This is a genomic window from Flavobacterium sp. (assembly GCF_041392005.1).
Classification (GTDB): domain Bacteria; phylum Bacteroidota; class Bacteroidia; order Flavobacteriales; family Flavobacteriaceae; genus Flavobacterium.
In genome coordinates, this window is sequence record NZ_JAWKMX010000004.1 from 144,504 (window position 1) to 161,971 (window position 17,468).

The 17,468-nt window shown below is 29.2% G+C and carries 21 protein-coding genes; 8 read left to right on the forward strand and 13 right to left on the reverse strand.

The genetic code is table 11. From position 1 onward, the window contains the following. Positions 1–31: 31 nt before the first annotated feature. The gene (locus tag R2808_RS04145) at positions 32–850 is read right to left on the reverse strand and encodes a glycosyltransferase family 2 protein (RefSeq protein WP_371269692.1); all 819 of its coding nucleotides are present in this window, start codon (positions 848–850) and stop codon (positions 32–34) included. Between the two features lie 24 nt (positions 851–874). Then, complete coding sequence (locus tag R2808_RS04150; protein WP_371269693.1) at positions 875–1,654, reverse strand: Kdo domain containing protein; 780 nt, start codon at positions 1,652–1,654, stop codon at positions 875–877. 53 nt (positions 1,655–1,707) lie between these two features. On the opposite strand from R2808_RS04150, the gene R2808_RS04155 reads away from it, so the two are divergent. Then, positions 1,708–2,511 carry a glycosyltransferase family 2 protein gene (locus R2808_RS04155; RefSeq protein WP_371269694.1) on the forward strand — a complete coding sequence of 268 codons (804 nt, stop codon included), beginning with the start codon at positions 1,708–1,710 and terminating at the stop codon, positions 2,509–2,511. Here R2808_RS04155 and R2808_RS04160 read toward each other — a convergent pair. Then, the gene (locus tag R2808_RS04160; protein WP_371269696.1) at positions 2,508–3,617 is read right to left on the reverse strand and encodes a glycosyltransferase family 4 protein; all 1,110 of its coding nucleotides are present in this window, start codon (positions 3,615–3,617) and stop codon (positions 2,508–2,510) included. The genes R2808_RS04155 and R2808_RS04160 overlap by 4 nt on opposite strands. A gap of 192 nt (positions 3,618–3,809) precedes the next feature. Here R2808_RS04160 and R2808_RS04165 point away from each other — a divergent pair, with 192 nt between their 5' ends. The 5 genes from R2808_RS04165 (at position 3,810) to R2808_RS04185 (ending at position 7,669) form a co-directional block, all read left to right on the forward strand. Further along, positions 3,810–4,730 carry a glycosyltransferase family 2 protein gene (locus R2808_RS04165; RefSeq protein WP_371269697.1) on the forward strand — a complete coding sequence of 307 codons (921 nt, stop codon included), beginning with the start codon at positions 3,810–3,812 and terminating at the stop codon, positions 4,728–4,730. 3 nt (positions 4,731–4,733) lie between these two features. Next, positions 4,734–4,919: a hypothetical protein gene (locus R2808_RS04170; protein ID WP_371269698.1), complete on the forward strand. Its 186-nt coding sequence runs from the start codon at positions 4,734–4,736 to the stop codon at positions 4,917–4,919. A 305-nt stretch (positions 4,920–5,224) separates the two neighbouring features. Then, on the forward strand, positions 5,225–5,353 hold the full coding sequence (locus tag R2808_RS04175) for a hypothetical protein (protein WP_371269699.1): 129 nt from the start codon (positions 5,225–5,227) through the stop codon (positions 5,351–5,353). A gap of 126 nt (positions 5,354–5,479) precedes the next feature. After that, complete coding sequence (locus R2808_RS04180) at positions 5,480–5,788, forward strand: glycosyltransferase (protein WP_371269716.1); 309 nt, start codon at positions 5,480–5,482, stop codon at positions 5,786–5,788. Between the two features lie 1,599 nt (positions 5,789–7,387). Continuing rightward, positions 7,388–7,669 carry a glycosyltransferase gene (locus tag R2808_RS04185; RefSeq protein WP_371269700.1) on the forward strand — a complete coding sequence of 94 codons (282 nt, stop codon included), beginning with the start codon at positions 7,388–7,390 and terminating at the stop codon, positions 7,667–7,669. A 411-nt stretch (positions 7,670–8,080) separates the two neighbouring features. On the opposite strand, the gene R2808_RS04190 is transcribed toward R2808_RS04185, so the two are convergent. From R2808_RS04190 to R2808_RS04205, 4 genes are all read right to left on the reverse strand, one after another. Beyond that, on the reverse strand, positions 8,081–8,467 hold the full coding sequence (locus R2808_RS04190) for a hypothetical protein (protein ID WP_371269701.1): 387 nt from the start codon (positions 8,465–8,467) through the stop codon (positions 8,081–8,083). Between the two features lie 61 nt (positions 8,468–8,528). Beyond that, positions 8,529–8,648, reverse strand: coding sequence for a glycosyltransferase (locus R2808_RS04195; protein ID WP_371269702.1), 120 nt, complete (start codon positions 8,646–8,648; stop codon positions 8,529–8,531). Beyond that, positions 8,627–8,725: a glycosyltransferase gene (locus tag R2808_RS04200; RefSeq protein WP_371269717.1), complete on the reverse strand. Its 99-nt coding sequence runs from the start codon at positions 8,723–8,725 to the stop codon at positions 8,627–8,629. Before R2808_RS04200 ends, R2808_RS04195 begins: the two co-directional genes overlap by 22 nt. Before the next feature lie 710 nt (positions 8,726–9,435). Beyond that, a complete protein-coding gene (locus tag R2808_RS04205; protein WP_371269703.1) occupies positions 9,436–9,660 on the reverse strand; it encodes a hypothetical protein in 225 nt (74 codons plus the stop codon). A gap of 55 nt (positions 9,661–9,715) precedes the next feature. On the opposite strand from R2808_RS04205, the gene R2808_RS04210 reads away from it, so the two are divergent. Next, positions 9,716–10,285: an L-threonylcarbamoyladenylate synthase gene (locus tag R2808_RS04210; RefSeq protein ID WP_371269718.1), complete on the forward strand. Its 570-nt coding sequence runs from the start codon at positions 9,716–9,718 to the stop codon at positions 10,283–10,285. Between the two features lie 26 nt (positions 10,286–10,311). Beyond that, the gene (locus tag R2808_RS04215; RefSeq protein ID WP_371269705.1) at positions 10,312–11,727 is read left to right on the forward strand and encodes a CCA tRNA nucleotidyltransferase; all 1,416 of its coding nucleotides are present in this window, start codon (positions 10,312–10,314) and stop codon (positions 11,725–11,727) included. Between the two features lie 7 nt (positions 11,728–11,734). Here the strand turns inward: R2808_RS04215 and R2808_RS04220 are convergent, their stop codons facing one another. The 6 genes from R2808_RS04220 to ccoO form a co-directional block, all read right to left on the reverse strand. Then, complete coding sequence (locus R2808_RS04220) at positions 11,735–12,436, reverse strand: sulfite exporter TauE/SafE family protein (protein WP_371269706.1); 702 nt, start codon at positions 12,434–12,436, stop codon at positions 11,735–11,737. 4 nt (positions 12,437–12,440) lie between these two features. Further along, positions 12,441–12,887, reverse strand: coding sequence for a FixH family protein (locus R2808_RS04225; RefSeq protein WP_371269707.1), 447 nt, complete (start codon positions 12,885–12,887; stop codon positions 12,441–12,443). 10 nt (positions 12,888–12,897) lie between these two features. Next, the gene (gene ccoG / locus R2808_RS04230) at positions 12,898–14,319 is read right to left on the reverse strand and encodes a cytochrome c oxidase accessory protein CcoG (RefSeq protein WP_371269708.1); all 1,422 of its coding nucleotides are present in this window, start codon (positions 14,317–14,319) and stop codon (positions 12,898–12,900) included. Positions 14,320–14,375: 56 nt separating this feature from the next. Further along, complete coding sequence (locus tag R2808_RS04235; RefSeq protein WP_371269709.1) at positions 14,376–15,308, reverse strand: cbb3-type cytochrome c oxidase N-terminal domain-containing protein; 933 nt, start codon at positions 15,306–15,308, stop codon at positions 14,376–14,378. Positions 15,309–15,323: 15 nt separating this feature from the next. Further along, positions 15,324–15,497: a CcoQ/FixQ family Cbb3-type cytochrome c oxidase assembly chaperone gene (locus R2808_RS04240; protein WP_371269710.1), complete on the reverse strand. Its 174-nt coding sequence runs from the start codon at positions 15,495–15,497 to the stop codon at positions 15,324–15,326. Between the two features lie 8 nt (positions 15,498–15,505). After that, positions 15,506–17,468 (reverse strand): cytochrome-c oxidase, cbb3-type subunit II (gene ccoO, locus R2808_RS04245; protein ID WP_371269711.1); only part of this gene is annotated, 1,963 nt, incomplete at its 5' end.

Consider the following 17,468-nt stretch of genomic DNA (forward strand, 5'->3'; position numbering starts at 1 on the left):
AACACGCCCCTAACCCACCTCAATAGGAAACTTAATCTATATACTGATTAATCCCTTTTTCAATTTTTACAATTTTGTGTTTTTTATTAAACGTGCGAATTGCATTATTTTTTTGCCAAGTTTCTGCTGTAGCATAACTTCTTTTATGGTCTAAATGAAGACAAATGGCACTATAACGGATTTGCTTCCCTAAAATTCCGTAATTAAATAAACGTTCACCTACTTCTCTATCTAATCCTCCATATTGCATTTCTTCGTTAAACCCATTAACTGCTATTATGTCTTCTTTAAAGCAAGAAGTATTATGCCCATTAAACGTTTTTTTAGTGGGTGTAACCCAATTCATAAAAGCAGCAAGCCATTTATTTTGAGTTAATTTCGATAATTTAAATGTTTTTTTTACACCATTATTTACTAACCATCTTTTAGAAAATGCCTCTTGAGTTTTAATATTTTTATCAGTAATAGCAACTGAAGTTTTCATAGGAAGTTTAAAATAACCTCCTGACAATAAATACCCTTTTTCTTGATGCTTTAGGTGCTGTGCAACAAAATCATTTCTAGGAATACAATCGCCATCTGTAAAAAGCAAATAATTTGCATTTGTTCTTAAAATAGCTTTGTTAAGTATTTTACATTTTTGAAAACCTTCATCGGGTTGCCAAACATGAATTATTGGGTTTTTAAATAAATTTTGAAAAGATTCAATTATTTTTTTAGTTGCATCAGTTGAACCATCATCAGCTATTACAATTTCAAAATCCTGCTCGGTTTGTACACTGTAACCAGTAAGCACTTTTTTGAGCCATTCTTCTTGATTGTATGTTGTAATAATAATAGAAACCTTCATGAAAAAGTTTAAAAAGTGAAAATACTACTTTTTCCAGAATTTTAGTTTCTTTTTAATTCTTTTTTTACGGTAAAAACGATATTGAAACTCCGAAGTTAGTTTCCACATTAACTCAAAAATTTCTTCTTCTGTTTTTTTGCTATATAATGTTGCATATTCGTTACTCATCGTTGCCACCATATTTTCTTTAGGTGTAATTTTCGATAAATTTTTCATTCGGGTATAAAAATCGAGTGGTTGGTTGTGAAATTTCATTCTATTTAAATCGACTAAATAGAACGAATAATTGCCATTTCCTTCGTTTTTAATTAAAGTATTTCCTGGTGAATGATCGAGAAATTCAATTCCTTTTTCGTGCATATCGAAAGTAAACTGCGTAAACTGACGCAAAATATTTTCGGCATCGGGATAATTGGTTTCTACTAACTCTCTATATGTTAAATCGCAAATTAAATGTTCGCAAGCATAAAAACTTTCTTTTAATCCAATAATATCGTAGTTTTCTTGATAAGCAATAGGTTCTGGAGTTCCAATACCTTTTTCTTTTAATATGGAAGCATATTCAAACGAACGACGCGCTTTCGATTTTCGAAAATAACGATAGACAATTTTGTTTATTAAGTTTGGCTTTTTAAAAGCTTTTACATTAACGACCAAATTATCAATAGAAAAAAGTTTTATAGCATTACGAGAACCACGAATAAACCATTCGCCTTGATTATCAAAATTAAGGAAGCAATTACGAATTTGTGTTGCTATAGTCTGGTATTTTGTAGAAATTGTAAACAAATATTTTTTTGTCAAAAGTAGATAATGGTTTTAATAATTGCAATTAAATGAATAATTTTACAAAAAAAATGAAACAAGTGTTACCAAAATGTTCTTTAGTTACGCCAACATACAATTGGCCTAATGCTTTAGAATTGCTGTTGCTTAGCATTTTAAACCAATCTGTTTTACCCAATGAAGTAATTATTGCTGATGATGGTTCAAAAGAAGAAACAACGCAATTAGTACAAAAATTTCAAAAAAAATTTCCTGTACCCTTAATTCATATTTGGCACGAAGATAATGGCAACCAAAAACCAAAAATAATGAATAAAGCAATTGCCAGAGCTAAATATGAATACATTATTGAAATTGATGGTGATATTATAATGCACAAAGATTTTGTGAAAGATCATTTACATTTTGCTAAAAAAGGATTTTACTTATTTGGATCAAGAGTAAATATTCAGAAAAGTATTTTACCTCAAATTTTTAATGAAAAGAAAATTACTTTTGGTTTGTTTTCTAAAGGAATTAAAAAAAGATTACGTACAGTACGAATGCCTTTTTTTATGCTATTTGAAAAACCACACACTTCTATTTCAAAAAAATTACGCGGTTGTAATATGTCGTTTTGGAAAGCCGATTTTATAAAAGTAAACGGTTTTAATGAAGGTTTAGTAGGTTGGGGTGTTGACGATTCAGAAATGATTCAGCGTTTGCACAACATAGGTATTTGGGGTAAGCGTTTAAAACACGTTGGAATTGCGTATCATATTTATCATAAAGAGCAAGATAAAAGTCATATTTCTTTAAATAACGCTATAGAAGATGAAGTGCGAGAAAATAAAATTGTTTATATAGAAAAAGGGATTAATCAGTATTTGAATTAATTTTTAGCTGCAATTTTTTCAAATTCGTTTTTAATTTCACCTGCAATATAAGAAGCTGTAAATTTTTCTTGAATTAATACTTTACTTTTTAAGCCAAATTGTTGCTGTAACAACTTATTATCAACCAGTGTAATAACATATTCCGCTAATTTTTTATAATCTTTTATTTCGGCAACAAAACCATTAACTCCGTTTTCAATAACATCGGGTACTACTCCTACTTTTGTAGAAACTGTTGGTGTTTCCATTAACATAGCTTCGAGTAAAGAAGTTGGTCCGCCTTCTCTTTGCGAAGTCAATAAAAAAATATCGAATTGCTTATTAAGGCTCGATGCGTTTTTTATTTTATTCATAAAAATAACATCTTTTAAAACACCTTTTTGTGTTGCATAATTTTTTAATTTATCTGTTTTCTTAGAGAATTCTCCTACTTGAACGAAAATAATATCATCTCTATGATGCTTAAATTTTACTTCAGCTAATGCGTCAATTAGAGTAAAAAGATCTTTTGCATTAGTATGATTAGCAATATTTCCTACTAATACTTTATGGTTTGGTATATTATAGAGTTCTCTAATATTTAATGTTCTTTCAAAATTTAAAACATCTAGTGAAACACTATCGTTTATAATTAGTGTTTTTTGTTTCGTTTTTTCATTTAAAATTTTACCAAAAGAATCTTCAACCATTTTAGAAACACACAAAATAGCATCAATTCGTGGATGATTATATTTTATTTTACTAAAAAAACTGCCGCTTACTCCTACTCCTTTTTTTGAAAAAACCAATTTACCTTTAATGTTAAAAAATAAATCTGCCAAAAGGAAAAACATCAGTGAATCACTTGTGTGAAGTTGAATAATATCAGGTTTTTCAGTCTTAGTAAGTTCAGAAAGCTGTTTAAAATTGGAAAACTTTTTTAGTTTTTTCCCTTTAAATGGAACAAAATTAATTTTATGCTTTTTACATTCTTTTTCTAAAATAGAACCACTCAATCCACAAACAACATTTTCAATCCCTAATTCGTTTAATTTTGGAAGTAAATATATAATTTGTTGTTCATTTCCTCCCCAACCATTTGCACCCGATATATGAAGTATTTTCATTTATATTGTTTAAATTAGTCTAAAATATAGTCTTGGTAAACTAAAAAAAAGTAATTTATCAACACATTATTTGTAGTGTTTTTCATCAAATTATTTAGTACTTTTACGGCGTATAATTTATTATCTGTAAAGCTAATAAATTTTACATAAATTAAAAGGATATATTGTAACTTGCTTAAAAAAGCTTCTGAATTGGATTTAACAATTGTAATTATAAATTATAATACTAGTAAATATACTATAAACTGTTTAGAAAGTATTATAAAACATACTTCAGAAACACTAAATTATAGTATTGTTGTGGTTGATAATCATTCTAGTAGCGATGATTATTCAAATTTAAAAGAAGCAATTTCAGCTTTAGGCAATAATAAAATTAAGTTGCTCCGAAATCATATAAACACTGGGTTTGGCGGTGGAAACATGATTGGTTGTCAATTTTCAGATGCTAAATATTATGCCTTTGTAAATAACGATTCTGTTTTGCTAAATGATTGTTTCTCTATTATTATAAATGCAATGGAAAACAATCCAGAATATGGAATTTGTGGTCCACAAAGTTATAAAGAAAATGGAAATTTATTACCCACACTAGACCATTTTTCATCGCCACTTAAAGAACTTTTTGGGCGTTATTTTTTAGAAAAAATTAATCCACAAAAATACCCAAATAGAAAACTTGAATATACAAAACCAAAAAGAGGGCAATTTGTGTCGGGAAGTTTTATGGTGGTTAGATCGGAAGATTTCTGGAAAGTAGGTGGTTTTGATACTAACATTTTTTTATATCAAGAAGAAACTGATTTATGTATTCGATTATCGAAAATTAATAAATATGCCTATTTAATTCCAAGTGCTAAATTTATCCATTTTCATGGTAAAAGTACACCAAAATCGATAGCTATAAAAACCGAATTAAAAATATCGTTATTATATGTAATACGTAAACACTACGGCTATTTTAATTATAGAATAATTTTACTTTTTTTACAAATAAAGTATTTTATAAAAAGTATAAGAAAACCAAAATACTGGTCGCTTTTTAAAGTACTATTCAGAGGCGGACGATTAAATGACTCCTTGAAACATAAACAAACAAGTGATAATAATTAAATTTTGAAAAATAAAAAATCAATACTTTTTGTTAGCAATATTTTACCATTATTTGATAAAGATTCTGGTTCTAACAGATTAAAAGAAATTATTGAAGCTTTTATAGAGAATAATTTTAACTGTTATTTTTTAGTTGATTCAATTTTTGAACAAGAAAAATACTATGCTTTTTTATTTCAAAAGGACTAAAAATCGTTATTAAAAAGATAATAAACTATATTGACGATTTAAAAAATATAATTTCAATTGATTACGTTTGGTTTAATGGTCCTAATTCATTTAAAAAAATTTAAATTTATTTAGAAAATAATTTACCAAAATCTAAGTTAATCTATGACATGGTTGGTATTCATTTTTAAGATATAATAGAGCAATTAAGTTAAATCCATCAGTGATTTCAAATTATAAACGCTATTTTAAATACAAAAAAATTGAAACACAATTAGCAAAAAAATCGAATTTAATAATTGCAATTTCTGAAAGAAAAAGAAACAATGTTAAAATACATTGAATTTGATAAAATAAAAGTTATTTCAAATATTCATTACCCAAAAATTGACGATAAAAACGTAAAATCATTCTCCGAAAGAAATGATTTATTATTTATTGGCTCTACCCACTAATATAGATGTAAACTACTTATATAAAGAAATTATGCCTTTAGTTTGGAGAGAAAACCAAAATATTAAGGTAAATATAATTGGTAATGTTAATGAACAAATACATGCTAATGATAATCCTAATTTTAGATTTTAGGTTATGTTGAAAATATTGAATCTTATTTTTTAAGTTCAAAATTTATGATTGCTCCATTACGATATGGGGCTGGTGTAAAAGGCAAAATAGGACAAGCATACGAATATTTTTTTTACACCTTAATTACTACATCGATAGGAGCTGAAGGGATGAATCTTAAAAATAATGAAACAGCATTAATTGCTAATAATACTGTTGAATTTGCTAAAAATATTTTGAAGTTATACAATGATGAAGAACTTTGGAATAAGCTTTCTAAAAGCTCTTCATTAATTTTAGAATATTTTCAAAAAATAGGTTAGTAAAATAATAAAAGAAATTAAATAAAATGGGATTAAAAAGAAAATAAGCCTTTTTTTTTTTAGACGAAGAAGAAAAGTTAAACAACTTGACGACCGATTAAAAAAAATTACTCCAAGACAATTAACTACAATTGATAGAAGCTCTATCTCTTTTAATCCTTCAAACAACCCTAAAAGTTTCAATTATAATTCCATTTTACAATCAAGAATTATACAAGAAATTGCTTACAATTTTTAAGTAAAAATCTTACCAAATAATTATCCTTATGAAATAATTCTAATAGACGATAATAGTAGTGAAGAATATGATTTTTCAAACATATCTGGTATTAATTTAATTAAAAACAGGAAACTAATTTAGGTTTTTAAGAAACGTAAACAAAGGAATTAATTTTGCCAAAGGTGAATATATTTATCTGTTGAACAATGACACGAAATTATATGAAAACTTTTTAGACGAACTTTTATGTATTTGAAAATTTTGAAAATGTTGGTGCTGTTGGCTCAATGCTTTTAAATCCTAATTTAACACTACAAGAAGCAGGTTGTGTTTTTATGAAGATTTTACGATTCATCAAATCGTAAGAAACAGAAAACCTTTTTATCCTGAGGTAAATTATATCAGAAAAGTAGATTATTGCTCAGGCTGTAGTCTACTTTTTAAAAAACATAAAGAAAATGGTACGATTAACTTATTAGACGAACAGTTTGCTCCTGCTTATTTTGAAGAAACTGATTTGTGCTTTGATTTAAGTATAATCAAAAAAAACACATTTATTATACGCCTTTTCAAAAGTACTGCATTTTAATGGCATTACTTACAATAGTAAATCAAAAGAAAATCAAGAAAGTTTAAACCGAAAAGAAATTCTTTTTAAAACAAATCAGGAAAAGTTTTACAATAAATGGGAAAAACAAATTAATAGTATTAACTCTATCTGTGTTGAAGAAAGAATTTTAGAATTAAACAATAATAATTCTATTGTTTTTTTAATGATACTGTTCCAGAATTTGATAAAGATTCGGGATCTAATCGTTTAAAGAAATTATGGATTCTTTTATAAAAGAAGGTTTTCATGTAACATTTATAACTAAAGATATTTTATTTGGCAAGCCTATTTAAATACTTACCAAAGATTAGGAGTAAACATCTTTTATGAATATAAGCAATATAAAGATTATCAATTTTTCATAGAATCATTCTGTAAAAGTACCAATTATGTGTGGTTTTATGGACCAAATGCGTTTAATCGTTATTTTAATAAAAGTAAAATCATTATTTACAAATGCGAAATTTGTGTACGACATGGATTTGATATTCATCATTTGAGATATGAAAGAGCATTAGAGTTTGATATTAATAATAAAAAATTGAAAAAGAAGCTGATAAATATAAAAAGATAGAGGTTGAAGCTTCAAAAGTTTCTGATATTATCATTACTATTTCTGATGCTGAAAAAGAATATATGAAATCTTTCACAAATGAAGATAAAATGATCACAATTTCTAATATTCATTATCCAAAAGTTGATAATAAATCCATACCAAATTTTGAAGAAAGAAAAGATTTAGTATTTATTGGTTCCACTCATCACCCAAATGTTTGATGCTTTACAACTACTTTACAAAAAAATAATGCCAAAAGTTTGGGAAAATATTCCTGAAATAATAGTTCATGTAATGAGCAATATAAATACAGTAATAAATAATATTAACGATGAACGATTTAAATTCCATGGTTATGTTGCAGATATTGAACCCTATTTTTTAAATTCAAAATTTATGGTTGCCCCACTTTTAATAGGTGCTGGTGTAAAAGGAAAAATAGGGCAAGCCTTTGAATATTATTTTGTTGTAACAACATCGAAGGAATGTTTTTAAAAAATAACGAAAATGTAATAATATCAGATTCGTCTGAAGATTTTGCTAAATCAATTATTGATTTATATGAAAATCAAGAAAAATGGAATATACTGTCAAGTAATTCTGAAAAAAGTCTATATCCAGTCTCAAAACAAAAAGTTGAAGAAATAATTAAATCATTTTTTGCAGATAATATTTAAAAATTCTTAAATTGATTTTTAATTACCTTATATATTTTTTTAAAAAGTGAATTTCTTTTTTGTCTTAATTTTATTAGTTCCAATTTCTTTTCCTTTACATCATTATAATAAGAACATTCTTTTAACTTAAATTTTACTTTAACAAGTTATTAGTCATTCTATTAAAAAAAGCCTCTTTTTGCGAATCGTTAAAGTCTTAAAAATAAAGTTTGTAACCATAATAAAATTTTTATCCATCATTCGTGTGGTTTCCATATTCATTAACTCTATAGTAAGCTAAATACTCATTTAAAAATATTGTTTTTAAACCATTACAAAAATTGATAACCACATAACCCAATCTTCTTTTGATTGTATGTTTTTCTTCGAATCTTAAATTACCTATACAGTTTTTTGAATAAAGCACAATGCAAGGTATCGTATACTTTATATCCCAATCTAACAGCAAAGAATCGTAATTAAATATTTCATTTTCTAAATTACAATAAGGTAACGAAGCATCTATATTACTATCATTTTGAAACATTTTAAAATTTGTAATAACAATATTTGAATTTAAATCTTGTTCCGAAAGCTTCAATACTTTTAGATAATTTAACGCTATCCAAGTAATCATCAGAATCTAAAATTGTATATAATTACCTTTTGCTTTATCTAATCCTAAATTTCTTGCTGAACTAGCTCCTCCGTCTCTCTTTTTTAATGTAAATAAATCTGATATCATCTTTTATAAAATTCTTTACAATTTGCTCTGTGTTATCTGTTGAACCATCATCTATAATAATACATTTCCCCAATCTTGATAAATTTGCTTTTGTACAGATTTTAAAGTGTATTCAATATAATTGGCTTGGTTATATGTTGGAATAATTATACTTACTTTTCATTCATCATTTTTTCAAAATTTAATTTTCCCTTTTAATTTTAGAATCTATAAAGGACAACTCTTAATTAATTCATTTTTCTTTTTTTAAAATTGATTTTGATGGTAAAACTATAGGCATATTAATGGTGAAAAAAATCATTTACTGAAACATAGGTCAAATTTGAAAGTATCGATATTATAAATTTCATTATAAATAATATCAACTGATTCAAAATAATCAAAAAATTTTACATTATCTCCAGATAATTTATTTGAAAATTGCACCCAAATTGCAGAATTCCATAAGCACTTGAGGAACTATAACCCCGTGCAAAGATGAAGAAATTATTCTTTTACACGATAAAATTTCTTTTGTTTTGACTCTATATCATTAGTCAATAAATTAATTATTTTTATATTTTCATTATTACCAAATGTTGAAGTTACATAATCTTAATCTACATAATGGGGTATTATTCCTATTTCATATTATTTTTTTTAACATTATCACTAAGAAAAAATTGGTAATAATAATGCTGGATCTGCCATATATCGCAGGGCATTTTTTCCTTGTTCAATTAATCTTTTTTCTCGTCCTTGGACCTCTAACAGCAAAAAATTTAGAGGCATTTACTTCTTCATTTGATATTATTATACCACTTCCCCATATCCTACTATTTGAATTTGAAAATTGTAAAATACTGCCTATTACAAAATAATTAAATTTCTTTTTTATATAAATTATTTTTTAATTCGTTTAAATTAATATGAATTATTTTCCTACTTGTTAATTTTTCTATTAAAAATGGATTTAATATATCACCATAATTTTCCATTCCATCTCCTCTATTAGGTGACCACCAAAAAGCATGTATATTATTTTCTAAGTTAAATTTTTCAAAAAATATTTTTTTATATTTTTCAAAGTTTCTCCTTAATCCCATTAATCTTATATTTGCAACTAATATAATGCAAAAATAGAATTATTAATTCAATATAATTTATATTTTGAATACCGAAATCCAAAAAGCACTTCAAATATTACAACAAGGTGGCATTATACTCTACCCTACCGATACCGTTTGGGGAATTGGCTGTGATGCTACTAACGAAGAAGCCGTAAAAAAAATATACAATTTAAAACAACGCGAAGAAAGCAAAAGCATGATTACGCTGGTAAACGGCGAACGCATGTTGTACCAAATTTTTAAAGATATCCCACAAGTAGCTTGGGAAATTTGGGATAATTTCGAAAAACCTACTACGCTTATTTTAGATAAACCTAAGAACATTGCTAAAAATATAATTGCAAACGATAATACTTTAGGCGTGCGTATGGTTACCGAACCTTTCTGTTATAAACTAATGGAACGCTTAAAACGTCCTTTAGTATCAACATCAGCAAACATTTCTGGAGAACCTACACCAAAATCCTTTAGAGAAATTGCACCCGAAATTATTAAAGGTGTGGACTATGTTGTAAATTTGCACCACGACAAAATTTGCGACAAACCTTCCACTATCATCAAATTAACGCTAGATAGCCAAGTGAAGATTATTAGAAAATAATAATTTGAAAATTTTCAAATTAAATTATGAACTATAAAGAACAATTAAATAACAAAATATTTAAAATCATTACACAAGCGGCACATGAGCTTCAATTAGAATCTTATGTAATTGGTGGCTTTGTTCGTGATATTTTACTACAACGAGACTACAAAAAAGATATAGATATTGTTGCTGTTGGTAGCGGTATCGATTTAGCTTTAAAGGTTTCTTCTCTATTACCTAATACTCCAAAGGTACAAGTTTTTAAAAATTACGGAACAGCTATGCTTCGCTATAAAGACATGGATGTGGAGTTCGTGGGAGCTCGAAAAGAAAGTTATAATTTCGAAAGCCGAAATCCTGTTGTGGAAAACGGAACACTTAAAGACGACCAAGAACGACGTGATTTTACCATAAATGCTCTTGCTTTTTCTTTAAATGAAAGCAATTTTGGCGACTTAATTGACCCGTTTAATGGTGTAACCGATTTAGAAAACAAAGTAATTCGAACGCCTTTAAATCCAGATATTACCTATTCTGATGATCCATTGCGAATGATGCGTGCTATTCGTTTTGCTACGCAATTACAGTTTGAAATTGAGAAAAATTCACTTGATTCAATTACTCGAAATGCAGAACGTATAAAAATAATTTCGGGCGAACGAATTGTTGACGAATTGAATAAAATTTTGGCTACGCCAAAGCCTTCAATCGGTTTTTTATTACTTTACCAAACAAAACTATTAGATATTATTTTACCCGAACTTACTGCTTTAAACAATGTAGAAGAAGTAGAAGGACAAACACATAAAAATAATTTTTATCATACACTTGAAGTAGTCGATAATATTTCCGCTAATACTAATGATGTATGGTTGCGCTGGGCAGCATTATTACACGATATTGGTAAAGCACCAACAAAAAAATTCAATAAAAAACAAGGTTGGACATTTCACGGACACGAATTTTTAGGCGGAAAAATGGTTAAGAAAATATTTACGCGCTTACATATGCCGTTGAACCAAAAAATGAAGTTTGTTCAAAAAATGGTTTCCATGAGTTCGCGACCTATTGTTTTAGCGCAAGATATTGTTACCGATTCTGCTGTACGCCGTTTGGTTTTTGACGCTGGCGAAGATGTTGATGACTTAATGACACTTTGTGAGGCTGATATTACCACAAAAAACCCTAAAAAATTTCAGAAATACCACAATAATTTTAAAATTGTTCGCGAAAAAATTATAGAAGTTGAAGAAAAAGATAGGGTTCGAAATTTTCAACCACCAATAGACGGCGAAGAAATTATGGAATTATTCAACTTAAAACCAGGCCGTGAAATTGGCATTTTAAAAGAAGCCGTAAAAGAAGCTATTTTAGAAGGCGAAATTACTAATGAATATAATGCTGCTCGTCAATTTATAATAAAAAAAGCTGAAAAAATGGGGTTACAAAAAAAATAATAATTTTTTAATGACAATTTGCTTCGCTTTGTACAAATAAATCTACATTTTTAGGCGAAATATAAGGAATACCAAGTGCTAATCCTCTTAAAATAAACAACATACCTATTGTAACAATTACATAAGGAATTACTTTTTGAAGTTTAGATCGAACCGAAGTTGTTAATAAATTTGCGACATAAACTACAATACTCATTAGTGGTATAGTACCCATTCCGAACAAAACCATATAAAAGAAACTACCAGCAATTGTACCCATAGACAACGCACCAAAAAGTGCTACATAAACCATTCCACAGGGTAAATATCCATTTAATAAACCAATGGTAAAAATAGAACCAAATGTTTTTTTCTTAAATTGCTTACCTAAAGAAACTTTAATTTTTGATAGTATTTTGTATATAGGCTTCGATAAATTGTATTTTGCAAATTCTTTTTCTGGAACTAGCGCAATTAGTATCATAATTATACCAATTGCAATAGAAATTTGTTGTTGCCAACTCCCTATAAATAATCCTTTTCCTATACTACCAAATAATAAACCTAAACTGCCATAGGCTGTTAATCGTCCTAAATGATAGGTTATAATTTGGAGTGTTTTTTTGGCTTCATTTTTTCGGTCAACAGGAAGCATTAGGGCTATTGGCCCACACATTCCTATGCAGTGTAAACTACTTATTAAACCTAAAATTATAGCCGTATAAAGCATTTATTTAAAAGTAAATAGTTTCTTTGTTTAAATAGGTTTCGTTATTATATGCCCAATCTACGGTAATGTCCCAAAGACCGCTAACCAAACTTTTTTTAGGTATGAGCAAATGTGAATTAGATAACGAAATAGGCATTTCAAAATCTAACTTTTGGCTAGACGGTCTATAAAAGGACACTTTTCCAGTTATGTTTTCTGATAAAAAATTTGATGGAAAAACAACTTCAATTCCTTCCGTTGTTTTTGTTATTTTTAGTTTTTCTTCTAGGCTATTAGCACGTTTTTGCTTTTCTATATCTTGCTCTACAAAAGCTTCTTCTTTATAGTATTCATTCGTTACCAATTCATTATCAAACTCTGGATTGGTTTGCGCTTTTATTACGAAATAGAGTATAAAGCTCATAAATAAAACAATTGCAATTACAATTCCTGTTCCCCAATTTATTTTCATTTTTCTTTTTTTAAAAATTACGTGGTCCTAAAAAATTAGACGATGTGGTTTCAATACGTTTATCGCCATCATACAGCTCTATTTTTAGTTTTGTTTTATCGCCTTCTAATAGAGCTTCATTTATTTCGATAAACAATGTTCCTTGCGATAAGCTGTTTTTTTCAACTTTAACTGTAGGGTTTCCTACCATTTTTATTTGGCCTTTAGGCGATACCAATTTAAACTGAACATTGTTATAATCGTTATTTGTTTTGTTTACAATTTTATAGGTATAAACATTACTAATATTTTCGCCTTTATGTTCGTATAACTGCCCAGGTAAACGTAAAACGGTAGCTTCGAGTTCGGTACGCATAAAAAGTAGCGCAATTAAAACACCTATTAAAATGGTAAGAACTGCAATGTAGCCTTTCATTCGAGTAGTTAAAGTGAACTTCTCATTTTTAGCTATTTCATCTTCGCTAGCATAACGGATTAATCCTGTAGGTAGCCCAACTTTTTCCATTACGGTATCGCATTCATCAATACAAGCCGTACAGTTTACACATTCTAGTTGTGTTCCATTTCTAATGTCGATACCCGTAGGGCAAACAACTACACATTGGTTACAGTCGATACAATCGCCGTAGCCTAATGCAGTTCTATCTTCATCTTTACGCCATTTCTTTCTACCATTTTTAGCTTCTCCTCTTACATAATCATAGGCTACATTTATGGATTTATTATCTAACAACACACCTTGCATTCTGCCATATGGGCAAGCAATAATACAAACTTGCTCTCTAAACCAAGTAAATACAAAATAGAAAACACACGTAAACACAAGCAGTGCTATTAAAGTACTTAAATGCTTTGCAGGGCCTTCTGTTACCATTTGAATTAATGTGTCGCTTCCTACTAAATACGCTAGAAACACATTCGCAATTATAAAAGAAATAATGAAGAAAATAACCCATTTGGTTATTCTTTTTCTTATTTTTTCGGCATTCCACTCTTGCTTTGCTAGTCGAATTTGTTTTCCTCTATCGCCATCTATCCAAAATTCTATTCTACGAAAAACCATTTCTAAAAAGATAGTTTGTGGACAAAACCATCCACAAAATATACGTCCAAAGGCTACCGTAAATAAAGTTAGCCCAACTACGCCAACAATCATTGAAATTACGAATAAGTAGAAATCTTGTGGCCAAAACGGAAAACTAAAAATATTAAATCGGCGTTCTAATACATTAAATAATAGAAACTGGTTGCCGTTTATTTTTATAAAAGGAGCCGAAAATAAAAACAATAATAATACATAGCTTACTATTTTTCTTTTATCGTAATATTTTCCAGAAGGTTTTTTAGGATGAATATAATTACGTTTACCGTCTTCGGTAATAGTTCCTATACTATCTCTAAAACTTTCGTCTGGTAAATGAGAGGTTGCCATAATTTTGTGTTTAGGGCTAAAAAAGGATTTGATAGTACCAAATCCTTTTTTAAAAATTATTCTGTTTTTGTTGAATCTACAACGGTTGTTATTGTTGCTTCTGTAGCATCAGTTGGTGCTGTTCCTTCTTCTATCCATTCATCGCCTTCTGCAGGTTTAGCATCGGGCGGATTGGTACCTTGTAACGATAACACATAACTTGACACTTTTTGAATTTCCTTTGGTTTTAAGGTTTCTTTCCAAGGCACCATACCTTTTCCTGAACGGCCTCCTTCTGAAACTGTATTGAATACATTTTTAATACCACCTCCTAAAATCCAGAATTTATCGGTCAAGTTAGGACCTATTGAGCCACCACCATCGGCTTTATGACACGCCATACAATTTGCCATAAAAATTTCTTTACCAGCGGCAATATCAGCAGCATCGGTGAGCAGTGTTACATTGTCTTTGTTTGTAATATCAGGAGCATTTTTTAAATATTCTTGTACTTCAAGTTCTGCTAACTCTACTTCTTGTTCATACTCTTGATCTTGCGTGTAATCGTTATAAATATGAAAGCGGAAAATGTAAATTAAACCAAAAACTATAGTGGCCCAAAAAAGACCTACCCACCATGGTGGTAATACATTGTCTAACTCTTTAATGCCATCGTAATCGTGATCTAACATTACATCTTTTTCTTCGTCGATAGATTTTGAACGCGTAAGCATTTTCATTAATTTACTATCTTCAAAAGAGAACGATTGTGCTTCGTCTAGCTTTTTCTTTTGTTCGTCTGTTAACAAGCTATAAGTAACCTTATCTACTGCATTTAAAACAATTTCTATAGCTATTAATAAAAACAGAAATACTAATAAAAACACAGAAACCATAGGGTATTCTATAAAGGCGGGTTTATCTCCTGAATCGATAAAATACTCCATTGCGCCAAATACTATGGCAAATATTAATGGAACTCTTACATATGCTGGAATTAATTTTCTCATAATTCGGTTGATTTTTTATTTATCTTCTTTAAATGGTAAATCGCTTAATTCGTTAATTTTTTCCTTACTGTAGGTCATTGCCCAAATAAAGAATACAACAAATATTATGAAGAATAAAGTTAATGATAGTATAGGATATACTTCAACATTGGCTATACCTTCTAGATTATGTTTAACAAATTTTAGCATAATTTCTATTATTTAGCTTCGTCTTTTACTTTTATATCAGTACCTAATCGTTGTAAATAAGCAATAAGCGCCACGATTTCTCTGTCTTTCATAGGAACAAATTTTTCGCCAGAAGCTGTAATACGCTTTTTACTATTTTCGTATTGTTTTACAAAATCTGGATCTGCATGTAAATTTTGTTCAATTTTAGCCGATTGCGTTTCTATACTTTTTCGAGCATTTGCAATATCTTCATTAGTATAAGGAACACCTAAGGTTTGCATAACTTCCATTTTCTTCTCGATTAAACTATTGTCTATTGGCTTATTTGCAAACATCCATTTGTAGCCTGGCATAATTGAGTTTGGCGAAGTACTTTGCGGATCGTACATATGGTTAAAATGCCAGTTATCGTTATATTTTCCTCCTACACGTTGTAAATCTGGTCCTGTACGTTTAGAACCCCAAAGGAATGGATGATCGTACACATATTCGCCCGATTTAGAATACTCGCCATAACGTTTAACTTCGTGGCGGAAAGGTCTAACCAATTGCGAGTGGCAGTTGTTACAACCTTCTCTTATATACAAATCGCGCCCTTGCAATTCTAGCGGAGTATATGGTTTAACACTTGCTATGGTAGGAATATTTGATTTTACTACTAACATGGGTACAATTTGAATAATACCACCAATAGCTACAGCTACAGTTGTTAAAAGAATAAATTGAACAGGTCTTCTTTCTAACCAAGAGTGCCATCCTTCTCCTTTTAATTGGTGTTTCGAAATTTTAGCAAGAGCTGGAGCTTCTGCTAAATCATCTTCTACAGCAGAACCTGCAGCTACAGTTTTAATAACATTATAAACCAATGTTAAAATACCAATAAAAAAGAATGTACCTCCAATTGCACGCATAGCATACATTGGCATAATTTCGGTAACGGTTTCTAGAAAGTTACCATATACTAACGATCCATCTGGATTAAATTGTTGCCACATAGACCACTGTGTAAATCCAGCAACATACATTGGTAACGCATATAAAATAATACCTAAAGTTCCAATCCAAAAATGGAAATTAGCTAATTTTATAGAATATAATTTCGTTTTCGTCATTCGTGGTATTAACCAATAAATCATACCAAAAGTCATAAAACCGTTCCATGCTAAGGCACCAACGTGCACGTGAGCTACAATCCAATCGGTAAAGTGGGCAATAGCATTTACATTTTTTAAGGATAACATAGGCCCTTCGAACGTTGCCATACCATAACCTGTAATAGCCACTACCATAAATTTTAATACAGGATCAACTCGCACTTTATCCCAAACACCGCGAAGTGTTAACAAACCATTAATCATACCACCCCAAGATGGCGCAATTAACATTACCGAAAACACAACCCCTAAGTTTTGTGCCCAATCGGGTAATGTAGAGTATAATAAGTGGTGAGGTCCAGCCCAAATGTAAATGAAGATTAACGACCAGAAGTGGATAATTGATAATCGGTATGAATATACAGGACGATTAGCCGCTTTTGGTACAAAATAATACATTAAACCTAAAAATGGAGTGGTTAAAAAGAAGGCTACTGCATTATGCCCGTACCACCATTGCACTAACGCATCTTGTACACCTGCATAAACAGAATAACTTTTGAACGCTGAAACTGGAATTTCAATACTGTTAAAAATATGAAGCAATGCAACCGCAATAAACGTTGCCAAATAAAACCAAATAGCAACATAAATATGGCGTTCTCTTCTTTTAATAATAGTTCCTATCATATTTACACCAAAAGCAACCCAAACTAAAGCAATGGCGATATCGAAAGGCCATTCTAACTCGGCATATTCTTTAGAGGATGTAATACCAAGTGGCAATGTTATAGCTGCTCCTACAATAATTAATTGCCAACCCCAAAAGTTGAATTTACTTAAAAAATCGCTATACATTCTTGCTTTTAAAAGACGCTGCATCGAGTAGTATGCG